General features: G+C 64.6%; 20 protein-coding genes and 1 pseudogene. 11 read left to right on the top strand and 10 right to left on the bottom strand.

What is annotated here, in order from left to right; all coding sequences use genetic code 11:
• Window positions 1-47 precede the first annotated feature (47 nt).
• From dut to ubiE, 4 genes are read right to left on the bottom strand one after another with little or no spacing between them, the layout of a single operon-like run.
• Complete coding sequence (gene dut / locus ACFFWD_RS40840; RefSeq protein WP_376975122.1) at window positions 48-497, bottom strand: dUTP diphosphatase; 450 nt, start codon at window positions 495-497, stop codon at window positions 48-50.
• Between the two features lie 5 nt (window positions 498-502).
• Window positions 503-1927, bottom strand: a complete 1425-nt coding sequence (gene coaBC / locus ACFFWD_RS40835) for a bifunctional phosphopantothenoylcysteine decarboxylase/phosphopantothenate--cysteine ligase CoaBC (protein ID WP_376975054.1) — start codon at window positions 1925-1927, stop codon at window positions 503-505.
• Between the two features lie 53 nt (window positions 1928-1980).
• A complete protein-coding gene (gene ubiB, locus ACFFWD_RS40830; protein ID WP_376975053.1) occupies window positions 1981-3555 on the bottom strand; it encodes a 2-polyprenylphenol 6-hydroxylase in 1575 nt (524 codons plus the stop codon).
• Window positions 3552-4313 carry a bifunctional demethylmenaquinone methyltransferase/2-methoxy-6-polyprenyl-1,4-benzoquinol methylase UbiE gene (gene ubiE, locus ACFFWD_RS40825; protein ID WP_376975052.1) on the bottom strand — a complete coding sequence of 254 codons (762 nt, stop codon included), beginning with the start codon at window positions 4311-4313 and terminating at the stop codon, window positions 3552-3554. Before ubiE ends, ubiB begins: the two co-directional genes overlap by 4 nt.
• Before the next feature lie 80 nt (window positions 4314-4393).
• Here ubiE and mutM point away from each other — a divergent pair, with 80 nt between their 5' ends.
• Together mutM and ggt are read left to right on the top strand one after the other, a co-directional pair.
• Entirely contained in the window at window positions 4394-5275 is an 882-nt protein-coding gene (gene mutM / locus ACFFWD_RS40820) for a bifunctional DNA-formamidopyrimidine glycosylase/DNA-(apurinic or apyrimidinic site) lyase (RefSeq protein WP_376975051.1), read from the top strand.
• Between the two features lie 19 nt (window positions 5276-5294).
• Window positions 5295-6974, top strand: coding sequence for a gamma-glutamyltransferase (ggt, locus tag ACFFWD_RS40815; protein ID WP_376975050.1), 1680 nt, complete (start codon window positions 5295-5297; stop codon window positions 6972-6974).
• Between the two features lie 137 nt (window positions 6975-7111).
• Here ggt and ACFFWD_RS40810 read toward each other — a convergent pair whose 3' ends face one another.
• Window positions 7112-8473 (bottom strand): serine protease, encoded by a 1362-nt coding sequence (locus ACFFWD_RS40810; protein ID WP_376975049.1) that lies wholly within the window; start codon window positions 8471-8473, stop codon window positions 7112-7114.
• 225 nt (window positions 8474-8698) lie between these two features.
• Here ACFFWD_RS40810 and ACFFWD_RS40805 point away from each other — a divergent pair, with 225 nt between their 5' ends.
• The gene (locus ACFFWD_RS40805) at window positions 8699-9502 is read left to right on the top strand and encodes a HesA/MoeB/ThiF family protein (protein WP_376975048.1); all 804 of its coding nucleotides are present in this window, start codon (window positions 8699-8701) and stop codon (window positions 9500-9502) included.
• A 136-nt stretch (window positions 9503-9638) separates the two neighbouring features.
• On the opposite strand, the gene ACFFWD_RS40800 is transcribed toward ACFFWD_RS40805, so the two are convergent.
• Window positions 9639-10640: a 2-hydroxyacid dehydrogenase gene (locus ACFFWD_RS40800; protein WP_376975047.1), complete on the bottom strand. Its 1002-nt coding sequence runs from the start codon at window positions 10638-10640 to the stop codon at window positions 9639-9641.
• A 331-nt stretch (window positions 10641-10971) separates the two neighbouring features.
• On the opposite strand from ACFFWD_RS40800, the gene ACFFWD_RS40795 reads away from it, so the two are divergent.
• Window positions 10972-11499 (top strand): SH3 domain-containing protein, encoded by a 528-nt coding sequence (locus tag ACFFWD_RS40795; protein WP_376975121.1) that lies wholly within the window; start codon window positions 10972-10974, stop codon window positions 11497-11499.
• Between the two features lie 89 nt (window positions 11500-11588).
• On the opposite strand, the gene irrA is transcribed toward ACFFWD_RS40795, so the two are convergent.
• Window positions 11589-12080: an iron response transcriptional regulator IrrA gene (gene irrA / locus ACFFWD_RS40790; protein ID WP_376975046.1), complete on the bottom strand. Its 492-nt coding sequence runs from the start codon at window positions 12078-12080 to the stop codon at window positions 11589-11591.
• A gap of 324 nt (window positions 12081-12404) precedes the next feature.
• Between irrA and fabA the strand changes: the two genes are divergently transcribed.
• The 3 genes from fabA (at window position 12405) to fabV (ending at window position 15450) form a co-directional block, all read left to right on the top strand.
• Window positions 12405-12926, top strand: coding sequence for a bifunctional 3-hydroxydecanoyl-ACP dehydratase/trans-2-decenoyl-ACP isomerase (gene fabA, locus ACFFWD_RS40785; protein WP_376975045.1), 522 nt, complete (start codon window positions 12405-12407; stop codon window positions 12924-12926).
• A gap of 43 nt (window positions 12927-12969) precedes the next feature.
• The gene (gene fabB / locus ACFFWD_RS40780; protein WP_376975044.1) at window positions 12970-14193 is read left to right on the top strand and encodes a beta-ketoacyl-ACP synthase I; all 1224 of its coding nucleotides are present in this window, start codon (window positions 12970-12972) and stop codon (window positions 14191-14193) included.
• An 84-nt stretch (window positions 14194-14277) separates the two neighbouring features.
• The gene (gene fabV, locus ACFFWD_RS40775) at window positions 14278-15450 is read left to right on the top strand and encodes an enoyl-ACP reductase FabV (protein WP_376975043.1); all 1173 of its coding nucleotides are present in this window, start codon (window positions 14278-14280) and stop codon (window positions 15448-15450) included.
• 99 nt (window positions 15451-15549) lie between these two features.
• Here fabV and ACFFWD_RS40770 read toward each other — a convergent pair whose 3' ends face one another.
• The 3 genes and pseudogenes from ACFFWD_RS40770 to ACFFWD_RS40760 all read right to left on the bottom strand — a co-directional run.
• A complete protein-coding gene (locus ACFFWD_RS40770; protein WP_376975042.1) occupies window positions 15550-16146 on the bottom strand; it encodes a glutathione S-transferase family protein in 597 nt (198 codons plus the stop codon).
• Window positions 16147-16295: 149 nt separating this feature from the next.
• Window positions 16296-16694: a GNAT family N-acetyltransferase gene (locus ACFFWD_RS40765; protein ID WP_376975041.1), complete on the bottom strand. Its 399-nt coding sequence runs from the start codon at window positions 16692-16694 to the stop codon at window positions 16296-16298.
• Between the two features lie 191 nt (window positions 16695-16885).
• A pseudogene (locus ACFFWD_RS40760) lies at window positions 16886-16981 on the bottom strand (Fe-Mn family superoxide dismutase); the annotation flags it as partial.
• 386 nt (window positions 16982-17367) lie between these two features.
• Here ACFFWD_RS40760 and ACFFWD_RS40755 point away from each other — a divergent pair.
• The 4 genes from ACFFWD_RS40755 (at window position 17368) to ACFFWD_RS40740 (ending at window position 19471) form a co-directional block, all read left to right on the top strand.
• Window positions 17368-18270 (top strand): multicopper oxidase domain-containing protein, encoded by a 903-nt coding sequence (locus ACFFWD_RS40755; RefSeq protein ID WP_376975040.1) that lies wholly within the window; start codon window positions 17368-17370, stop codon window positions 18268-18270.
• Between the two features lie 20 nt (window positions 18271-18290).
• Window positions 18291-18719 (top strand): DUF4399 domain-containing protein, encoded by a 429-nt coding sequence (locus tag ACFFWD_RS40750; RefSeq protein ID WP_376975039.1) that lies wholly within the window; start codon window positions 18291-18293, stop codon window positions 18717-18719.
• Window positions 18720-18945: 226 nt separating this feature from the next.
• Window positions 18946-19341: a helix-turn-helix domain-containing protein gene (locus tag ACFFWD_RS40745; RefSeq protein WP_376969854.1), complete on the top strand. Its 396-nt coding sequence runs from the start codon at window positions 18946-18948 to the stop codon at window positions 19339-19341.
• Window positions 19331-19471 (top strand): hypothetical protein, encoded by a 141-nt coding sequence (locus ACFFWD_RS40740; protein WP_376975038.1) that lies wholly within the window; start codon window positions 19331-19333, stop codon window positions 19469-19471. The genes ACFFWD_RS40745 and ACFFWD_RS40740 overlap by 11 nt, the downstream gene beginning before the upstream one ends.
• Window positions 19472-19500: the final 29 nt, after the last annotated feature.

Below are 19500 nucleotides of genomic sequence, written 5' to 3'. Positions count from 1 at the left end.
CCGTGCGGATTTTACGCGAATGCGTCCGTATTTGTGTGGATGGTGCCCTAGCGCCCGGTCGAGCCGAAGCCGCCGCTGCCGCGCTCGGTCGCCGTGAGCGCGGCAACCGGAACCAGCTGCGCCTGGGTGACCGGTGCGATCACCATCTGCGCGATGCGCTCGCCGCGCTTGATCGGAAACGGCGCGGCGCCGTGATTGATCAGGAGCACGTTGATCTCGCCGCGATAGTCGGCGTCGATCGTGCCCGGCGAGTTCAGCACCGTGACGCCGTGCTTGGCGGCAAGGCCGGAGCGCGGCCGTACCTGCGCCTCGAAGCCGGCAGGCAGCGCGATCGTCAGTCCGGTCGGAACCATCGCGTATTTTCCGGGCGGCAGAATCAAGGGCGTCTCCGCCGGCACCGCGGCGAGCAGGTCGAGCCCGGCGGCGTCGGCGGTTTGATAGGCCGGCAGCGCAAGCCCTTCACCATGCGGCAGCTGACAGATCTCGACCTTGATCATGGCACTCACGATGTTGTCCCCACGGTCCTTGCAATGCGCGACACCAAAGCGGCCGCGACCTCTTCCTTGGTCATGACCGGCCAGGAGTCGATACTGACCTCCTTGCCGTCGCGCGACAGCAGGTGAACGGTATTGCGGTCCCCGCCCATCACGCCTGATGCAGGCGAGACATCGTTGGCGACGATCCAGTCGCAGCCCTTGCGGGCGAACTTCGCCTTGGCATTGTCGATCAGGTGCTCGGTCTCGGCGGCAAAGCCGATCACGAGCGGCGGACGCTTGTCCTTGAGCTTGGAGATCGTCGCCAGGATGTCGGGATTCTCGACGAGCTGCAGCGGCGGCATGCCGGCGGCGGTCTTCTTCAGCTTCTGCGCGCCCTCATTGGCGACGCGCCAGTCGGCGACCGCCGCGGCGAAGATCGCAACGTCGACCGGCAGCGCCGCCTCGACCCGGTGCAGCATGTCACGCGCCGATTCCACCCGCATCACGGAAACGCCCGGCGGATCGCGCAGATCGACCGGGCCCGACACCAGCACAACATCGGCACCGGCGGCCCGCGCCGCAGCGGCAATGGCAAAGCCCTGTTTGCCGGAGGAGCGGTTCGCGATGTAGCGCACCGGATCGATCGCCTCATGGGTTGGGCCCGCGGTGATCAGCACGCGCTTGCCGGCGAGCGGGCGCGGCTGCGGTGGCCGCAGCATGTGGTCGGCGGCGGCGGCGATCTCGGTCGGCTCGGCCATCCGGCCGACCCCGGCCTCGCCGGCTTCTGCCATCTCGCCGGCATTGGGGCCGACGGTGTGGACGCCGTCGCGACGCAGCTGCAGCACGTTGCGGCGGGTCGCCGGATTGTTCCACATCAGCGGGTTCATCGCCGGCGCGAGCAGGGTCGGCTTGTTGGCCGCAAGCAGGATGGCGCTGGCGAGGTCGTCGGCGTGGCCCTGCGCCATCTTGGCCATCAGGTCGGCGGTGGCCGGCGCCACCACGATCAGGTCGCAGTCGCGCGCCAGGCGGATGTGGCCGGCATCGAACTCGCTCTCGGCATCGAACAGGTCGGTGTAGACGTGCTCGTGCGACAGTGCGCTGGCGGCGAGCGGGGTGACGAATTGCTGGGCCGCCTTGGTCAGCACGCAGCGGACCTGGATGCGCCGCTCCTTCAGCCGCCGGATCAGGTCGAGCGCCTTGTAGGCGGCGATCCCGCCGCCGATGATCAGGGTGATACGCGGCTCCCCGGCCGCACTGGCTGCGCGCGGCGTGGGGGAGGGGCCTTCGGCAAGCGCCGCGACTGGCGTCTCCAGGGGCTCGGCACGGCCCTCAGCGAGCTCGCGCAGGATGACGCGGACCTCCTCCTCCACCGAGCGCCCGTTTTTGGCGGAACGCAGCCGCAGATAGGCCTTCAGCGTGTCGTCGAGTTTGCGGATGGTCAGGCTGGCCATGGCATGCCCTCAGATGTGATAGCGATGCTATCACGCATGTGCATGCACTGCAATCATAGCTGACGGATCGCGATCAGGATTCCGATGAAGGTCGCGGCGATGATCCAGAGCGCCACGGTGCGCCAGCGGTTCTTGCGGCCCTCGGTGCGGGCCATCGCGGCGATGGTCTCGGGCGACAAGGTGATGCCTTCCCGGCTCATCTTCTCCAGGTTCTCCAGCACCGCGACCGCGCGCGAGGCGATCGCCGGCAGGCCTGCCACCACGCGGCCGAGCTCGCCCGCGCCGGCCATGGCGCCCTGGATGCGGCCTAGCGGGCCGAGATTCTGCGTGATCCATTCACGCACCACGGGGTCGGCAATCTTCCAGATGTCGAGCTTCGGATCGAAGCCGCGCGCCACGCCTTCGACCACCACCATGGTCTTCTGCAACAGGATCAGTTCGGGCCGCGTCTGCATGTCGAACAGGCCGGTCACCTCGAGCAGCAGCGTGAGCAGCTTCGCCATCGAGATTTCCTCGGCGGTGCGATTGTGGATCGGCTCGCCGATGGCGCGGATGGCTTGCGCGAAATTCTGCACCGAATGGTGGCCCGGCACGTAGCCGGCCTCGAAATGTACCTCCGCCACGCGGCGATAATCGCGGGTGATGAAGCCGAGCAAGATCTCGGCGAGGAAGCGTCGCTCCTTCAGCCCGAGCCGTCCCATGATGCCGAAATCGACCGCGACCAGCCGGCCGGCCTCGTCGAGGAACAGATTGCCGGGATGCATGTCGGCATGGAAGAAGCCGTCGCGCAGCGCGTGGCGCAGAAAGCTCTGGATCACCTTGCGGCCGAGGTCGGGCAGGTCGACATGCGCTTCCGCAAGGCGCGCATGGTCGTTAAGCGCGATGCCGTCGATCCACTCCATCGTCAGCACGTTGTGGGTGGTGCGGTCCCAGTCGACCGCGGGCACGCGGAAATCCGGATCGTCGCGCGTGTTCTCGGCCATCTCGGAGAGCGCGGCGGCCTCGAGCCGCAGATCCATCTCGATCGCGACCGAGCGAGACATCGTGTTGACGACCTCGATCAGCCGCAGCCGTCGCGCCTCGGCGGAATGTGCTTCCGCGTTGCGCGCGACGAAGAAGAAGTCGCTGAGATCGCGGTGAAAGCGCGCCGCGACGTTGGGCCGGAGCACCTTCACCGCAACCTGGCGACGCACGCCGTCGCGCTCGATTTCGCCGCGATGCACCTGTGCGATCGACGCCGCGGCAATCGCCGGCCCGAGGCTGGCAAAGGCCTGCGGCAGCGGGCGTTCCAGCGATTGCGTGATCACCGCCTCGGCTTCGCTTTGCGAGAACGGCGGCAGCCGGTCCTGCAGGCTCTCGAGATCGCGCGCCATCACCACGCCGACCACGTCGGGCCGGGTGGCGAGGAATTGTCCGAGTTTGAGATAGGCTGGCCCAAGCCGCGTCAGCGCGCGCGACAGCCGCGGGCCTGATTTGGCACCGGCACGTTCGACCAGCCGCGCCAGCTTCAGCGCAAGTTGTCCGGGCGGCGGCACCAGCGAGGGATCGACGACGCCGAACACGCCCTCGCGCGCAAACACGAAGCCGGCGCGGGCGAGGCGCGCAATGTGGGTCAGTGCAGAGATCACAAACGCCAGCCCGAATGCAGCGCCACGATGCCGCCGGAGAGGCTCTGCCACTTCACGCGCGAAAAGCCCGCGGCGCCGATCATCTCGGCGAACGCGTTCGGGCGCGGGAATTTGCGGATCGACTCGACGAGATATTGATAGGACTCGGCATCGCCGGTGACGGCGCGGCCGAGCGGGGGGATCACCTTGAAGGAGAACAGATCATAGAGCCGGTCGAGACCGGGGACGTCGACGGTGGAGAATTCCAGGCACAGGAAGCGGCTGCCGGGCCTGAGCACGCGATAGGCCTCGCGCAAGGCGAGGTCGATCCGCGGCACGTTGCGGATGCCGAAGGCGATGGTGTAGGCGTCGAAGGAGCGATCCGCGAAGGTGAGCGCCTCCGCATTGCCCTCGACGAAGGAGACGCAGTGGTCGAGGTGCTGCTTCCTTGCGCGCTCGCGGCCGACCTCGAGCATATCGCCATTGATGTCGCAAACGGCGGCATGGAAGCCGGTGCCCGCCGCCTTGGCCGCGCGGAAGGCGATGTCGCCGGTGCCGCCGGCGACATCGAGCAGCGCGAACGGTGTATCGCTCTTCGGCGGGTCGAGCGCGGTGATCATGATGTCTTTCCAGACCCGGTGCAGGCCCGCCGACATCAGATCGTTCATCAAATCGTAGCGCGATGCCACGCTGTGAAACACGTCGTTCACCAGCGTCTGCTTCTCGCCCAGGGGGACGTCCCTGAAGCCAAAATGGGTGGTTTGATCCGGCCGATCCATCAACTCTTACTCCTGGCCGGACCATAGCGCGGCGGCCGCAATGGCGCTATCACGTCACTTCCAAAAGGTGAATGCCTGCTATGCCGGAATTACCCGAAGTCGAGACCGTCCGCCGCGGCCTGCAGCCGGCCATGGAAGGGTCGAAAATCGTCAAGGCCGAAGCCCGCCGAAAAGACCTGCGGTTTCCCTTTCAAAAAGACTTTATCGCCCGCCTCGAGGGCCAGACCGTCACCGGGCTCGGCCGCCGCGCCAAATATTTGATGGCGGATCTCACCTCGGGCGACGTGCTGCTGATGCATTTGGGCATGTCGGGCTCGTTCCGCGTGCTCAAGGATGAGGCCAAGGCAACGCCGGGCCAATTCCACCATCCGCGCAACGAGGATCGCGCCCATGACCATGTGGTGTTCCACATGTCGTCGGGCGCGTCGGTCGTCTTCAACGATCCGCGCCGCTTCGGCTACATGAAGATCATCGCCCGCAAGGCGCTCGAGGACGAGCCGCTGCTGAAGGGGCTGGGGCCGGAGCCGCTCGGCAATGAGTTCGATGCGACGATGCTGGCGCGATCCTGCCACAATAAGAAGACCAGCCTGAAGGCGGCGCTGCTCGATCAGCGTGTGGTGGCAGGGCTCGGCAACATCTATGTCTGCGAGGCGCTGTTTCGCTCGCATTTGTCGCCGCGGCGATTGGCCGCGACGCTGGCCACGAAGAAGGCAGAACCGACCGACCATGCAAAGCGGCTGGTGGATTCGATCCATTCGGTGCTCAACCAGGCGATCAAGGCCGGCGGCTCCTCGATCAGCGATCATCGGTTGACCAACGGTGAGCTCGGCTATTTCCAGCATTCATTCCAGGTCTATGATCGCGAAGGCGAGACATGCCGCACCCAGGGCTGCGGCGGCATCGTCAGACGTTTCGTCCAGAACGGCCGCTCGACGTTCTGGTGCCCGAAGTGCCAAAAATAACAACAACGGAGGAGGCGTCATGAGCGGCAACTGGCGCGACCGCGCGGCGACAAGTTTTGAGTGTCAGAAGCAGCCGGCGACCGGCAGCCGCGGCATGGTGGTGAGCAATCATCCGTTGGCATCCAGCGCGGGTGCCGAGATGCTGGCCGCCGGCGGTAACGCCATCGATGCGGCGATCGCGACCCTGTTCACGCTCACCGTGGTCGAGCCGATGATGGTCGGCATCATCGGCGGCGGCATGGCGCATATTCGCCTCGCCGACGGCAGCCACCGCTTCATCGACGGCCAGAGCACGGTGCCGAAGGCGGTGCGGCCGGACACCTACACCTCAAAGCCCGGCTCGGCGCATGACGTGTTCGACACCGTCGGCAACGAGAACCTGAACGGGCCGAAGGCGGTCGCGGTGCCGGGCTCACTGAAGGCCTGGTGCGAGACGCTCAGCCGTTTCGGCACCATGAGCCTTGCCGACGTGATGCAGCCCGCGATCAAGCACGCCGCGCGCGGCTATGCGGCGACGCCCTATCTGCACGAATGCATCAGCGACGGCGCCGAGGAGATGCTGAAGGACAAGCCGATCTCGGCGATCTATCTGCCGAACGGCACGCAGCTCGAGCCCGGCGAGCGCGTGATGCAGGCCGAGTATGCCGAGACGCTGAAATACATCGCCGAGCATGGCGCGGATGCGCTCTATCAGGGTCCGCTCGGCGACATCCTCGTCGACTACATGAAGAAGAACGGCGGCTTCATCGCGCGTGAGGATCTCACCACTTACACAACGGTCGAGCGGCAGCCGATCCGCGCCGACTATCGCGGCTGGGAAATCCTCGGGCCGCCGCCGCCGGCCGCGTCCGGCGTGCATATCACGCAAATGCTCAACATCCTCGAAGGCTACGACATCACCGGCCTCGGCTACGGCTCGGCCGAGACCATCCATTATCTCGCCGAGGTGCTGAAGATCGCATTCGCCGATCGCGAGGCCGCGAGCGGCGATCCCGCCTACGTCAACGTGCCGGTGGAGCGGCTGACCTCGAAGGCCTATGCCGATGAGCGGCGTCGCGCGATCGACCCGGATCGTGCGCAGGCCTGGGGTGCCGGTGTGACGCAACTGGAGAGCGCGCACACCACGCATATGACGGCGGCGGATGCGATGGGCAACGTGGTCGCGACCACGCAGACCATCAACAATCTGTTCGGCGCCAAGATCCTGATCCCGGGCCTCGGCACCGTGCCGAACAACTACATGAACCTGTTCGATCCGCGGCCGGGGCATGCGCTGTCGCTGGCGCCGGGCAAGCGCGTCACGACCTCGATGTCGCCGATGATGGCGCTGCGCGACGGCAAGCTCGTCTACGCGCTCGGCCTGCCCGGCGGAAAGCGCATCTTCCCGAGCGCGATGCAGGCGCTGATCAACCTGATCGACCATGGCATGACGCTGCAGGAGGCGGTCGAGGCGCCGCGGGTCTGGACCGAAGGCAACGCGCTCGAGGTCGAGCAGGCGGTGCCGGAGAGCGTTCGCGCCGCGCTCACCGCGAAGGGCCACAAATTGCAGGCGGTGTCGACGGTGGCTGGCGGCATGAATGCGATCCAGTTCAACGACGACGGCACGATGTCCGGCGCAGCCTGCTGGCGCGCCGACGGTACGCCAATCGGGATTGCCGGCGGCCTGGCGCGGGCAGGGGTCCGGTTTGCATTGAGGTGATTGGGGATCGCGCCCGCCGTTAGGAGGTCGTCATACCCGCGAAAGCGGGTCTCCAGTACACCGCGGCTTATCGGCTCAATCGTAACTGTCTCCGGAATACTGGATCGTCCGCTTTCGCGTACGATGACGGCTCGAACTTACTTCCGCACGCAGATCACGCGGACCACGGCGGTCTTGGCGTCGGCCGACCCGCCCGATGCCCTGACGCCTTGCGCCTTGAGGAAATCCCGCACCGTATTCGCCGACACCAGTGCCGCTTGCGCCGGAGGTGTCACGTTCGCCGGGCCCGCGACCAGCACCGGCTTGAGCAGCGCGATGCCGGCGAATTTGCCATCGTTGTCCTGCGCGGGCGCGCCGGAGAAGCCGACCGCGGGTGGCGGCGACAGTGCCGTGTCGCCACTGCCGAGCTGCGCCACCGACGCCTTCACGCTGGTCGCCGCCGCGCCGCCGCCCTGGTTCTGCGGATCGGCGATCCCGGTGACGTCGAGCGCCGTCTTGGTCGCGCTATCGGTGATGTTGAGCGGCTTCAACCCGTGCGCGCCATAGATGCGCAGCAGCGCGAGGTCATGCTCCTTGTCCTCGGCGACCCGCTCGGCATTGCCGTAGCCCGGGATCGTCTGCGCGATGCATTCGTCGGTCACCAGGCGATCGGTGACGATGGTGCCGTCCTCGCTGACCACGACGCCGGTGCCATATTCCACCGTCTTGCGCGGCGGCGGGCCCACGGCCTGCGCGCCTGACGGGAACGCGTTGAACGCGCTCGACATCGCGATCACGACCGGCTCGACGGTATTTTCGGTCGCCTGATCGTAGAGGATGGTCATGATGCGTACCTCGTCGCCCCTGAAGGTGCCGCGCAAATAGAACTTCTTCAGCCCCTGCAGGCCCGACAGCACGAAGAAATCCGGCGTCACCACGGTGTAGTCGACGGTGCGGCCGGCCGGCTCCTTTTTCTCCCGCTCGGCGAGTTTGGCGGTGGTCGGATTGGCCTCCTTGCGCCGCGTCAGCAGCACCTGGATCGTGCCGGTCGGCGACGTCCACCTGGCGCCACCGGCATCGCTGGTCAGCTGCGGCACGAGTTTGCTCGGAATTCCGAGACGGGCACCCGTCGCCGGCTCGGTGACGATTCGCCAGCCGACGCTCTCCTGCCGTTTCCGCGCGGTGTCCGCTAGCACGCCGCGCTCCTGCGGATTGAGCACGCCGGTCGGCTTGCCGCCGCGGTTCTTCTGGAATTCCTTGATGGCATTGACCATGCGCTCGCTGACGTCGCCGGTGATCGCGCCGTTATATTCGCCGACCCAGGCGAGGTCGGATTGCAGCGCCAGCCGTTCGGCCTGCGCCATCGCGTTCGCGGTGTCCTCCGGCTTCTGCAGCGCGGGGCGGATCGGCACGGTCGTCACCGTCTTCGGTTTGGCGCCACCCGTCGCCGGCGGCGTCATCTGGGCCTGCGCGGCACCCATGGTCACAACCACCAATGTTGCCGAAAGCACCGATCTCATGACAAATCCGGGGAGAATGACTGAGGCCATTGACGTCCGCGCAATTAAGCACATCTGCTTGGTCGGCAACAACCGCGCCGGGGTTCAGGATACCCTCATCCTGAGGAGGCCGCGAAGCCGCCGTCTCGAAGGATGGCCACGGGCGAGATCAGGGCCTCGTGCTTCGAGACGGCGCGACGCGCCTCCTCACCATGAGGGTATAGAGATTCAGGAATTGATAGAGCGATGCTGAGTGCCGACGAACTCGAACGCTACGCCCGCCACATCGTGTTGCGCGAGGTCGGTGGCCCCGGCCAGAATGCGCTGAAGCAGGCCTCCGTGCTCGTCATCGGCGCGGGCGGGCTCGGCGCGCCGGCGCTGATGTATCTCGCCGCGGCGGGTGTCGGCACGCTCGGCGTCGTCGATGACGACATCGTGTCGCTGTCCAACCTGCAGCGTCAGATCATTCACGCGACGCCTGACGTCGGCAAGCGCAAGGTCGATAGCGCTGCCGAAGAGATCCACGCGCTCAATCCGCATGTGGAGTTCAAGGCGCACGCGATGCGGCTCGATGCGACAAATGCGATGTCGCTGCTCGCCGCCTACGATCTCGTGCTCGACGGCTCCGACAATTTCGAGACCCGCTATCTCGTTTCCGACGCCTGCTATCTCGCCAAGAAACCGCTGATCACGGCGGCGCTCGGCCAGTTCGACGGTTCGCTGACCACGATCCGTGCGCATGAGAAGAACGAGCGGGGCGAATTGAACCCGACCTACCGCTGCCTGTTCCCGGAGGCGCCGCCGCCCGGCACGGTGCCGGCCTGCGCCGAGGCCGGCGTGATGGGCGCACTCGCCGGCATATTGGGATCGATGATGGCGCTGGAGGCGATCCGCGAGATCGTCGGCTTCGGCGAGAGCCTGGTCGGACGTCTGCTGATGGTGGATGCGCGCGCGATGCGCTTTGAAACCTTGCGTTACGCGCGCGACCCGCAGAACCCGCTGAACGGTGATGCCCCCACCATCACCGATCTGAGCGGGCACCTGTCTTAGGAGGCCTTCGCGGGTTTCGGAAGAAATAAGAAGGTTCGTAGCTCAGATGAAGCGAAGCGCAATTCCGGGTCTTCTGACCGGCATCGAGAACCCGGATTTCGCTACGCTTCATCCGGGCTACGCATCCGGCCGCGAGTCACAGCATGCTCGGCAGCACGCGATCCGGCGGCTTGTGGTTGTCGAGGAAGGTTTTGATGTTGATGATCACCTTCTCGCCCATCTCGACGCGGCCTTCGATGGTGGCCGAGCCCATATGCGGCAGCAGCGTCACCTTGCCCTGCTTGGCGAGCCGCACCAGCTTCGGGTTGACCGCGGGCTCATGCTCGTAGACGTCAAGCGCCGCGCCGCCGATCTCGCCGGCTTCGATCAGCTTGATCAGTGTATCCTCGTCGATCACCTCACCGCGTGAGGTGTTGACGATATAGGCCTCTTTCCGGATCAGCTTCAGCCGTCGCGCCGAGAGCAGATGGAAGGTGGCCGGCGTGTGCGGGCAGTTCACCGAGATGATGTCCATCCGCGCCAGCATCTGGTCGAGGCTTTCCCAGTAGGTCGCCCCCAATTCCTCGGCGATCTGCGGCGGCACCGGGCGGCGGTTGTGATAGTGGATCTGCAGCCCGAAGGCGCGGGCGCGACGGGCCACCGCCTGGCCGATACGGCCCATGCCGACGATGCCGAGCCGCTTTCCGCCGATGCGATGGCCGAGCATCCAGGTCGGCGACCAGCCCGCCCAGTGCTTGCCGTCGGTCAGGATCGTGGCGCCCTCGATCAGCCGCCGCGGCACCGCGAGGATCAGCGCCATGGTCATGTCGGCGGTATCTTCGGTCAGGACCTTCGGTGTGTTGGTCACGGTGATGCCGCGCGCATGCGCTGCGGCCACGTCGATATTGTCGACGCCGTTGCCGAAATTGGCGATCAAGCGCAGCTTGCAGTCAGGCTGGTTGATCACGTCCTCGCGGATCAGGTCCGTCACCGTCGGCACCAGCACGTCGGCGGTGCGCGCGGCTTCGGCGATCTGCTCGGGGGTCATCGGCGTGTCGTCGAGATTGAGTCGGGCGTCGAACAGTTCGCGCATCCGGGTCTCGATCGAGTCCGGCAGCTTGCGGGTGACGACGACGAGAGGCTTTTTCTTCACCGACATGTCCTGCTCTCACGAGACGCGCGGCTTGCCAAAGTTCAAGCCGTTCAGACCTCATTAACCCGGTTGTTCGACACTGCTGATAGCCGCGCTGTCCCGGCGTTTCCTTCGCGTTTCCTAGGGTTCCCCGAGACTTACCTTGGATCGACAAGGGAAGATTCGGGCGTTCTGGTTCTAGAAGCGTTCCGTCCTCTCTAGCAGAAGGCCGGGCCAACACAAGAACCCCTGGGGCTCACGCTCCGGGGGACGGGGGCTGGGGGTTCGGGGACAGGTTGTTTGGGTTTGCAACTCGTCGAATGCGGGTTGGTTTTTCTCGACAGGAGGCGAGTTGATGGTGGCGTTCTGGCGTTTCGGTTCATTGGCGGCGCTGGTCGGCTGCATGTTGGGTGCGTCGATCATGCCGGGACATTCGGCCAAGGACACGAGCCCGACCACCAGCGGCCTGCCGATCCCGCGCTATGTCAGCCTGAAATCCGATCATGTGAACGTCAGGGCCGGCCCGACCAAGGACAATGACGTCGCCTGGGTCTACACGCGATCCGGCCTGCCGGTGGAAATCACCGCCGAATTCGAGAACTGGCGCCGGGTGCGCGATTCCGAGGGCGCAGAAGGCTGGGTCTATCACTCCCTGCTGTCGGGCCGCCGCACCGCGGTCGTCACGATGAAGAACAAGGACGATCTCGCGTCGCTCTACGACCGTCCGGACCCGACCAGCGCCGTTGCCGCCCGCCTGCAGGCGGGTGTGGTCGCCCAGGTCAAGAAGTGCGCCAACAGCTGGTGCCGCGTCACCGGTACCGGGTTCGACGGCTGGATCGAGCAGCAGCGCCTGTGGGGCGTCTACGCCGACGAGAAGGTGGATTGAGGGCCGCCGGTGCGAAAGGTCGCGCCGTCTGAAACGACAATGGCCGGGACGAAGCCCGGCCATCACGATCGAAATCAGCGGTAAAGCGATCAGCGCTTCTTGCGTAGCCGCACAACCATGTCGACGCGAGCGATCTCGTAGCCTTCCGGCACGTCGGGCATCTTGTTCAGCACGAGGTTCGGATCGGGAATATCGACCAGCTCGTGATTGTGCTCGAGATAAAAGTGGTGGTGCGCCGAGACGTTGGTATCGAAGTAGGTCTTGGTGCCGTCAACGCTGACCTGGCGCAGCAGCCCGGCGTCGGTGAGCTGGTTGAGGGTGTTGTAGACGGTCGCCAGCGACACCGGAACCTTGGCCAGCGTGGCTTCCTCGTACAGCATTTCCGCGGTCAGATGGCGGGCGCCCTTGCCGAACAGCAGCCAGCCCAAGGCCATGCGCTGACGGGTCGGCCGCAGGCCGGCAGCCTGCAACATCTCGTTGACGTCATGCCACGGGCAACCGGTCAGGGCCGGGTGGTGCCCAGCGCCCCGTGCGGCCGGGTGCACGGCGTCATCGCTCAAAACCGTTACTTCGTCGCTCATGTCCACTCTATGCACGAAACTCGGGCTATATTCCTCTTAAATATAAAAGACCCGGCAGCAGATGCAAGTTTTTCGCAACTAGAACGGATCCAAGGTAAAGCGGGAACCCCATGGAGACGCACCGATTTATCCCCTGAATGCCGCTTTGCCGCCCTATTATGCCTATGTTAGAGAGCGCGCGGACCACATATGCGCTTTCGGCAGGACGGTTGCCGAGTGTGCACCCAGGTAGCGCCAATGTGCGGGACAACATAGGTCCCGTGGGAAAACGGGTCCGGTTCAGGCAAGAGCGCTTCATCGGGACATTTGAGAGGTGGGAAGAGGATGCTGGATCGCCGCAGCGGTTATGAATACGAGGATTTGCTGGCTTGCGCCCGGGGCGAGCTCTTTGGTCCCGGCAACGCCCAGTTGCCGCTGCCGCCGATGCTGATGTTCGACCGCATCAGCGAAATTTCGGAGAACGGCGGCGAATTCGGCAAGGGCCTGGTGCGCGCCGAGCTCGATGTGAAGTCGGATCTCTGGTTCTTCGGCTGCCATTTCAAGAACGATCCGGTCATGCCGGGTTGCCTCGGGCTGGACGCCATGTGGCAAATGGTCGGCTTTTATCTCGGCTGGATCGGCGGCGAAGGTCGCGGTCGCGCGCTCGGGCTTGGCGAGCTCAAGTTCTCCGGGCAGGTGCTGCCGCACGCGCGCAAGGTTGTGTACAACATCGATATCAAGCGCGTGATGCGGTCAAAGCTCGTGCTTGGAATCGCCGACGGGTGGCTTTCCATGGACGACGAGATTATTTATCGCGCCAAGGACCTGAAGGTCGGATTGTTCAAGCAGGGCACGGCGCCGTCTTGAGCAGGATGATCATGCGGCAACATAACGGCAGGGCGAGGCGAACATGAGGCGGGTTGTCATCACGGGGATGGGCATTGTCTCGTCCATCGGTAACAACACCCAGGAAGTGCTTGCGAGCCTCCACGAGGCGAGGTCAGGCATCACGCGTGCGGAGAAGTACGCGGAGATGGGCTTCCGCTCGCAGGTGCAGGGTGCGCCGACGATCAATCCGGCCGAGGTGATCGACCGCCGCGCGATGCGCTTCCTCGGCGAAGGCGCGGCGTGGAACCACATCGCCATGGAACAGGCGATCCAGGACGCCGGCCTTGAACCGTCAGAAGTCTCCAACATCCGCACCGGCATCATCATGGGCTCCGGCGGTCCGTCCGCGCGCACCATCGTGGAATCCGCCGATATCACCCGGACCAAGGGGCCCAAGCGCGTCGGCCCGTTCGCGGTGCCGAAGGCGATGTCGTCGACGGCATCGGCCACGCTTGCGACCTGGTTCAAGATCAAGGGCGTGAACTATTCGATCTCGTCGGCCTGCGCGACCTCGAACCATTGCATCGGCAATGCCTATGAGACGATCCAGTACGGCAAGCAGGACATCGTCTTCGCCGGCGGCTGCGAGGAGCTCGACTGGTCGCTGTCGGTGCTGTTCGACGCGATGGGCGCGATGTCCTCGAAATACAACGACACGCCGGCCACCGCGTCGCGTCCCTACGACATCAGCCGCGACGGTTTCGTGATCGCCGGCGGCGCTGGCGTCGTGGTGCTGGAGGAGCTCGAGCACGCCAAGGCGCGCGGCGCGCGGATTTACGGCGAGGTGGTCGGCTATGGCGCGACCTCGGACGGTTACGACATGGTGGCGCCGTCGGGCGAGGGGGCCGAGCGCTGCATGCGCATGGCGCTGGAGACTGTGAAGACGCCGATCGACTACATCAATCCGCACGCCACCTCGACGCCGGCCGGCGATCCGCCGGAGATCGAGGCGATCCGCAAGGTGTTCGGCACCGGCGACAAGTGCCCGCCGATCTCGGCGACGAAAGCGCTGACCGGCCATTCGCTCGGCGCCACCGGCGTGCAGGAGGCGATCTATTCGCTTCTGATGCTCAACAACGGCTTTGTGTGCGAGAGCGCGCACATCACGGAGCTCGACCCGGTCTTCGCCGACATGCCGATCGTGCGCAAGCGGATCGACAATGCCAAGCTCGGCACCGTGCTGTCGAATTCATTCGGCTTCGGCGGCACCAACGCCACGCTGGTGTTCAAGCGGCTGGATGCGTGATTTCGTCTTTGCCTCTCCTCGCTCGCGGCGAGAGGTCTGCAGGCAGCGAGTGGTGACTTTGCAACGATCCGACATGGGGTGGGCATGATTATCGAACCGCGCGTGCGAGGCTTCATCTGCACGACGGCACATCCCGTTGGCTGCGCCAGAAATGTCCGCGACCAAATCGCCTATGTTCTTCGCCAGGGCCCCGTTCCGGAGTGCCCCAAGCGCGTCGCCGTGCTGGGATGTTCGACGGGTTACGGCCTCGCCAGCCGCATTGTTGCGACCTTCGCCGGCGGAGCGGACACTATCGGCGTGTCATTGGAGCGCGAGCCCACGGCAACCAGAACCGGCAGCGCCGGCTGGTACAACAACCGCGCATTCGAGATCGAGGCCGAGAGGATCGGACGATCTCCGCTCACTTTGGAGGGCGACGCCTTCTCCGACGAGCTGAAGAAGACCTTCATCGATCGCGTGCGCGAAAAGTTCGGACAGCTGGACCTGCTGGTCTACAGCATGGCGGCACCGGTTCGGACGGATCCAGTCACGGGCAAGACCTATCGCTCGGCAATCAAGCCGCTCGGCGCGCCCGTCGACATCAAGACCCTCAACACGGAAACCGGCGAGGTGTTCGAGACGACGCTGGCGCCGGCGAGTGAGGATGAAGCGGCCGCTACCGTCGCGGTGATGGGCGGCGATGACTGGAAGCGCTGGATCGATCAGCTCGCGGACGCCGGCGTTTTGGCGCCGGGCTTCCGGACGCTCAACTACACCTATGTCGGCAGCGAACTGACTTGGCCGATCTACTGGAAAGGCACGCTGGGTCGCGCCAAGGTCGATCTCGACCACAAGGCGGAAGCGATCCGGGGTCGGCTCGGCCAGGACGCCGCCCGCGTGGTGGCGCTGAAGGCCGTGGTCACCCAGGCGAGTTCAGCCATCCCGGTGGTGCCGCTCTATGGCACGGTGCTGTTCAAGGTCATGAAGCAACTCGGGCTTCACGAAGGCTGCATCGAACAGATCGATCGCCTGTTCCGGACACGCCTTGGCCCGGCTGCCGAAGTTGACGAGGCGCAGCGCCTCAGGCTCGACGACTGGGAGCTCTCGCCCGAAGTGCAGGCCGAGGTGTCGCGACGGTGGCCGCTGCTCTCCACCGAAACGCTCGGCGAATTGGCGGATCTTGCAGAGTACAAGACCCAGTTCCTTCGCCTGTTCGGATTTGGCATTGACGGCGTCGACTACGCGCAGGACGTCGATCCTCGCGTCGTCCCGGCTTAGGCCAGCTCGTAGCCCGGATAGAGCGAAGCGAAATCCGGGGGCTCTTTCCACATCTACTTTGTCCCGGATTACGCTTCGCTCCATCCGGGCTACATGTTGTCAGCCCGCCGCGATCTTCTCCGTGCGCTGGAATGCGGGCCGCGCCGCGCAGCGGTCGAGATAGGCGTCGAATGACGGCCGCGGCGGCACCATCTTGAACACCCGCACTGCGTAATTCAGCCCGGACCCGATCGTGATGTCGGCAGCGGAGAACTGATCGCCGAGGATCCAAGGTCCCTTCTGCAGCGCTGTGTCGAGCACGTCGAATACCTGGTCCGCGCTGCCCCACGCCGCCATGCGTGTGGGGACCTCGAGCTTGGTGAAGAGCTGGATCAGCGCCGGCTCGATGCAGCTCGGCGAGAAGAACAGCCATTGCAGATATCGGGCGCGCTTGGGATCATCGACGGCGGGCGCCAATCTGGTCTCCGGATAGCGGTCGGCGATGTAGGCGCAGATCGCAGCGGACTCGGCCAGCTGCGCGTCGCCGTCGGTCAGCGCCGGCACCTTGCCCATCGGATTGATCTTCAGATAGTCCGGCGCCTTCTGCGCGCCGGTGTTGATGTCGGTCAGCACCCGTTCGTAGGCGAGACCGGATTCTTCCATCAGCCAGATGGCGGTGAACGAGCGCGAGCGCGGCGACCAATAGAGCTTGATCATGGGGGCGAACCTTTCATCGTCGTGGGACGAACTGTCCAGTTCATCGCGCGTTTGCCACGGATTGGCAACGCACTATGGCTAGGACGAACGGGCACCGCGCTTATCGACATGTTGGTCAACTTTGTTTCGCGCACCCAACGCGCGGCCGCCTAGGCGCTGTTCGCCCGCTTCCATCGATAGTACTTCATCATCAGCCCGTTCAGCGGATTGACCTTCTCCTCCTCGAACACAAACCCTTCGCGCTCGTACCAGCGCCAGGCCCTTTCGTTGCCGCGTGCACAGCGCAGCCAGATCTCGTCAGGCAGCAGCTGGCGCGTGAAGCCGAGCAATAATCGTCCGACGCTCTTGCCCTGATAGGCCGGCGCGACGAAGAGCTGGTCGAGGTAGTTGTCGGCGAGATGCAGCGCCAGCATGCCGGTGATCGTTCCCTGATCGTCGACGACGAACAGGCTCCAGCCCCTCTCGACCTCCTGGCGCAAGCGTGCGCGCAGATCGGCCAGCAGCACGTCGCTAGCCTCGGCCAAGCCGGTCGTGATCCAGCTCTCCATCCAGACGCGGGCGACCTTGTCATATTCGTCCGGCCGGGGGGCGGATGGTCGTCATCGGAAATCCTTACCGCGGTTCGCCGTCGTGAGCGCTAATTCTCCAGCCGGCAAGAGAAAGCCCCCGCGGCGCGCGCGGGGGCTCGATCGCAAAATTGTGCCGGATCGCGTCTTGGGCTGCAAGCCCGGTTGGCTTCCACGCCGAGCGAACCCGCCATTGCCGCCGCGTAACGCTCGGTGACAGCCTTCCAGTTCACTGTATTCCACCACGCCTGGAGATATTCAGCGCGGCGACGGCTTGCGCAAGGCCCGGCTGATTACCGAACAGATTGGCCGCTGAAGGTACGCGTGCGGCCAAGATCCCAAGCCATTTTCGATTGAGCGTGGGAGCGCGCGTTCACGAGGCTTTCGGCGGCAGGCTTTGCCGGTGAGGTTGATTGGGTCGAGGGGCAGGTTATGATGGCTATCACGCGTGCCGGAATTGTACCGATTGGAAAGGAAGGGGACTCGTCGCGTATTCGCCGATTCGTCGCGACGAGGCGTTCAGCCATTTGATCGACAGTCAATGTCGTGAAACGGATGGGTGTGTGCGCGGATGCCGAGGAGTGGGTGGAAATCGCCGCGGGCGGTGTCAGTTGGAAGCAATGCCGAAAAGCTGCTGTCCGCTGGCCGCACCCCCATGCTCATATTGGCGTTGGCCCTCGCCATCGCGGTCGGCGGCAGACTGGCGGCTGCGCAGCACGCCGGCGACCCGCACGATGCCGCCTCAAAATCCGAGGTCGCCCCTCACCCCTTCGAGCCCGCGGGCGTGCCGGCGATCGCGCACATTCCACCGCGGCGCGAGCTGACCACAGATGGTCAGATCATCCCTAAGCTGCACCAACTTACCTTAGTCGCAAAAAAAGCGGCGGACGGGAGTCTAACTTACGACGGTACCATCCCGGGGCCGACCATAGAAATCTACGAAGGGGACAAGGTCGAATTGACGCTTGTCAATGAACTCGATCTTCCCGTGAGCGTCCATGTGCACGGCGTGCACTACGACATTGATAGCGATGGGACGAGGATGACCGGCTCCTTCGCGCCGCCAGGGGGAAAGTACCTCTATCGGTGGACTGCCGCGCCCGGCACCGCTGGCTACTGGCACTATCACGACCACGTCGTGGGGCCTGGCATGGATGGCGTGCGGGGTATCGAGCAGGGCTTGTATGGGGCGCTTATCGTGCGCAAGCCGGGCGATCGGCTGCCCGACAAGACTTTCGTGCTGGTGATGCAAAGTGTGTGGTTCAACAACAAGCGATATCCCAGCACACCGCTGCTAGAGGCCAAGCTTGGGGAGCGGGTTGAGTTCGTCGTGATCACGCATGGCTCTCGGTTTCACACCTTCCATATCCACGGGCACCGCTGGCTGGACCCGGGCACGAACCGCATCATCGACACTTTCACCCAAAACGCCGGAGAGAGCACCGGCTTTCAGGTCGTTGCCGGGGAAGGTGTCGGTCCGGGCGCCTGGATGTACCATTGCCATGTGCACGACCATCTAGAGGATGGCATGCTAGGCTTCTTCGTTGTGCGTCCATAGACACGCTGGGAGGAGAAATCATGAAGCTGAGGTTCAGGAATTTGGATGCTTCGCTAATCGCATTTGGATTCGCTTTTGCCACGGCTTGCGCTATGGCACAGAGCGGTCCCACCCTGAGCATTACATCGCCGAAAATGGGAGAGGCTATCGCCGGCGACAGCGTTACAGTTTCCTGGGAAGGAACCGGAGTGAAGATCGTACCAGCTGCGGACGCCAAGGTACGGGAGGAAGGGCATTACCACCTGTTCCTTGATCGAGAGGACTTCCGATCCGGCGCAGAGATCCCCCGAGGCATGGAGAACGAGGGGATCTACCACACGGCGGCAAATCGTCTGGAACTCAAAGGATTGAAGCCAGGGTCCCATAAGGCGATTGTGGTTTTAAGTTACAACAACCACGTGCCGTGGGAGCCTCTCGTGACCGCAACGGTGGCGTTCACGACGAGATAGATGAAAGTTGCGTTTGGGAGGCGCCGGGATGTGCTTCCCCGTCAGCCCTGCACCCGTCCGCCGGATTTCGGAGGCGTTGCTGCGTCAAGCGCGAGAAGAAGCCCGGGAGACCCCGGGCTTCTTTCTGGTTGGCTAGAGCATTTTCCGACCTGGTGGAATCGGAAGGGATTCCCTTTCGGGGCAAATCGTGATTCACCCAGAGGGCTGGTGATGGAGGCCAGCCCTCATGGCTAAACCCCTCTCGCCGGACCTTCGCCTTCGCATTGTTCGAGCCGTGGAAGATGAGGGCATGAGCTGTCGAGGTGCCGCCGGCCGGTTCGGCGTGGCTCCGTCGACAGCGATCGAACTGGTCAGCGAGTGGCGAAGCACCGGCGCCTGTGAGGCGGCGGCGCAGGGTGGCGACCGGCGTTCAGCTCGGATCGAAGGGCATGCTGCAGAGATCCTCTCCCTGGTCGAGGCTACGCCTGACATGACGCTGGCCGAGATCGCCGGCCATCTCTTCAAAGTCCACGGCGAGCGTTTCGTGCCCAGCGTGGTCTGGCGGTTCTTCGATCGCCGCAACATCACGTTCAAAAAAAACATCGCACGCCAGCGAGCAGAATCGGCCGGACGTGGCCGCTGAACGCGCGGCGTGGAAGGCATCTCAGCCTGAGATCGACATCCACCGGTTGGTGTTCATCGACGAGACCGGAGCCTCCACCAAGATGGCGCGGCTCTATGGCGACTGGCATGACAGCACCGATGGTCCTTGATGGCCCCATGGATGGTTCGGCGTTCGAGG

This window comes from Bradyrhizobium erythrophlei, assembly GCF_042430365.1.
In the GTDB taxonomy this organism is placed as follows: Bacteria; Pseudomonadota; Alphaproteobacteria; order Rhizobiales; family Xanthobacteraceae; genus Bradyrhizobium; species Bradyrhizobium erythrophlei.
The sequence above is the reverse complement of the archived record's forward strand: the minus strand, read 5'-3'. Positions and strand labels throughout refer to the sequence as shown.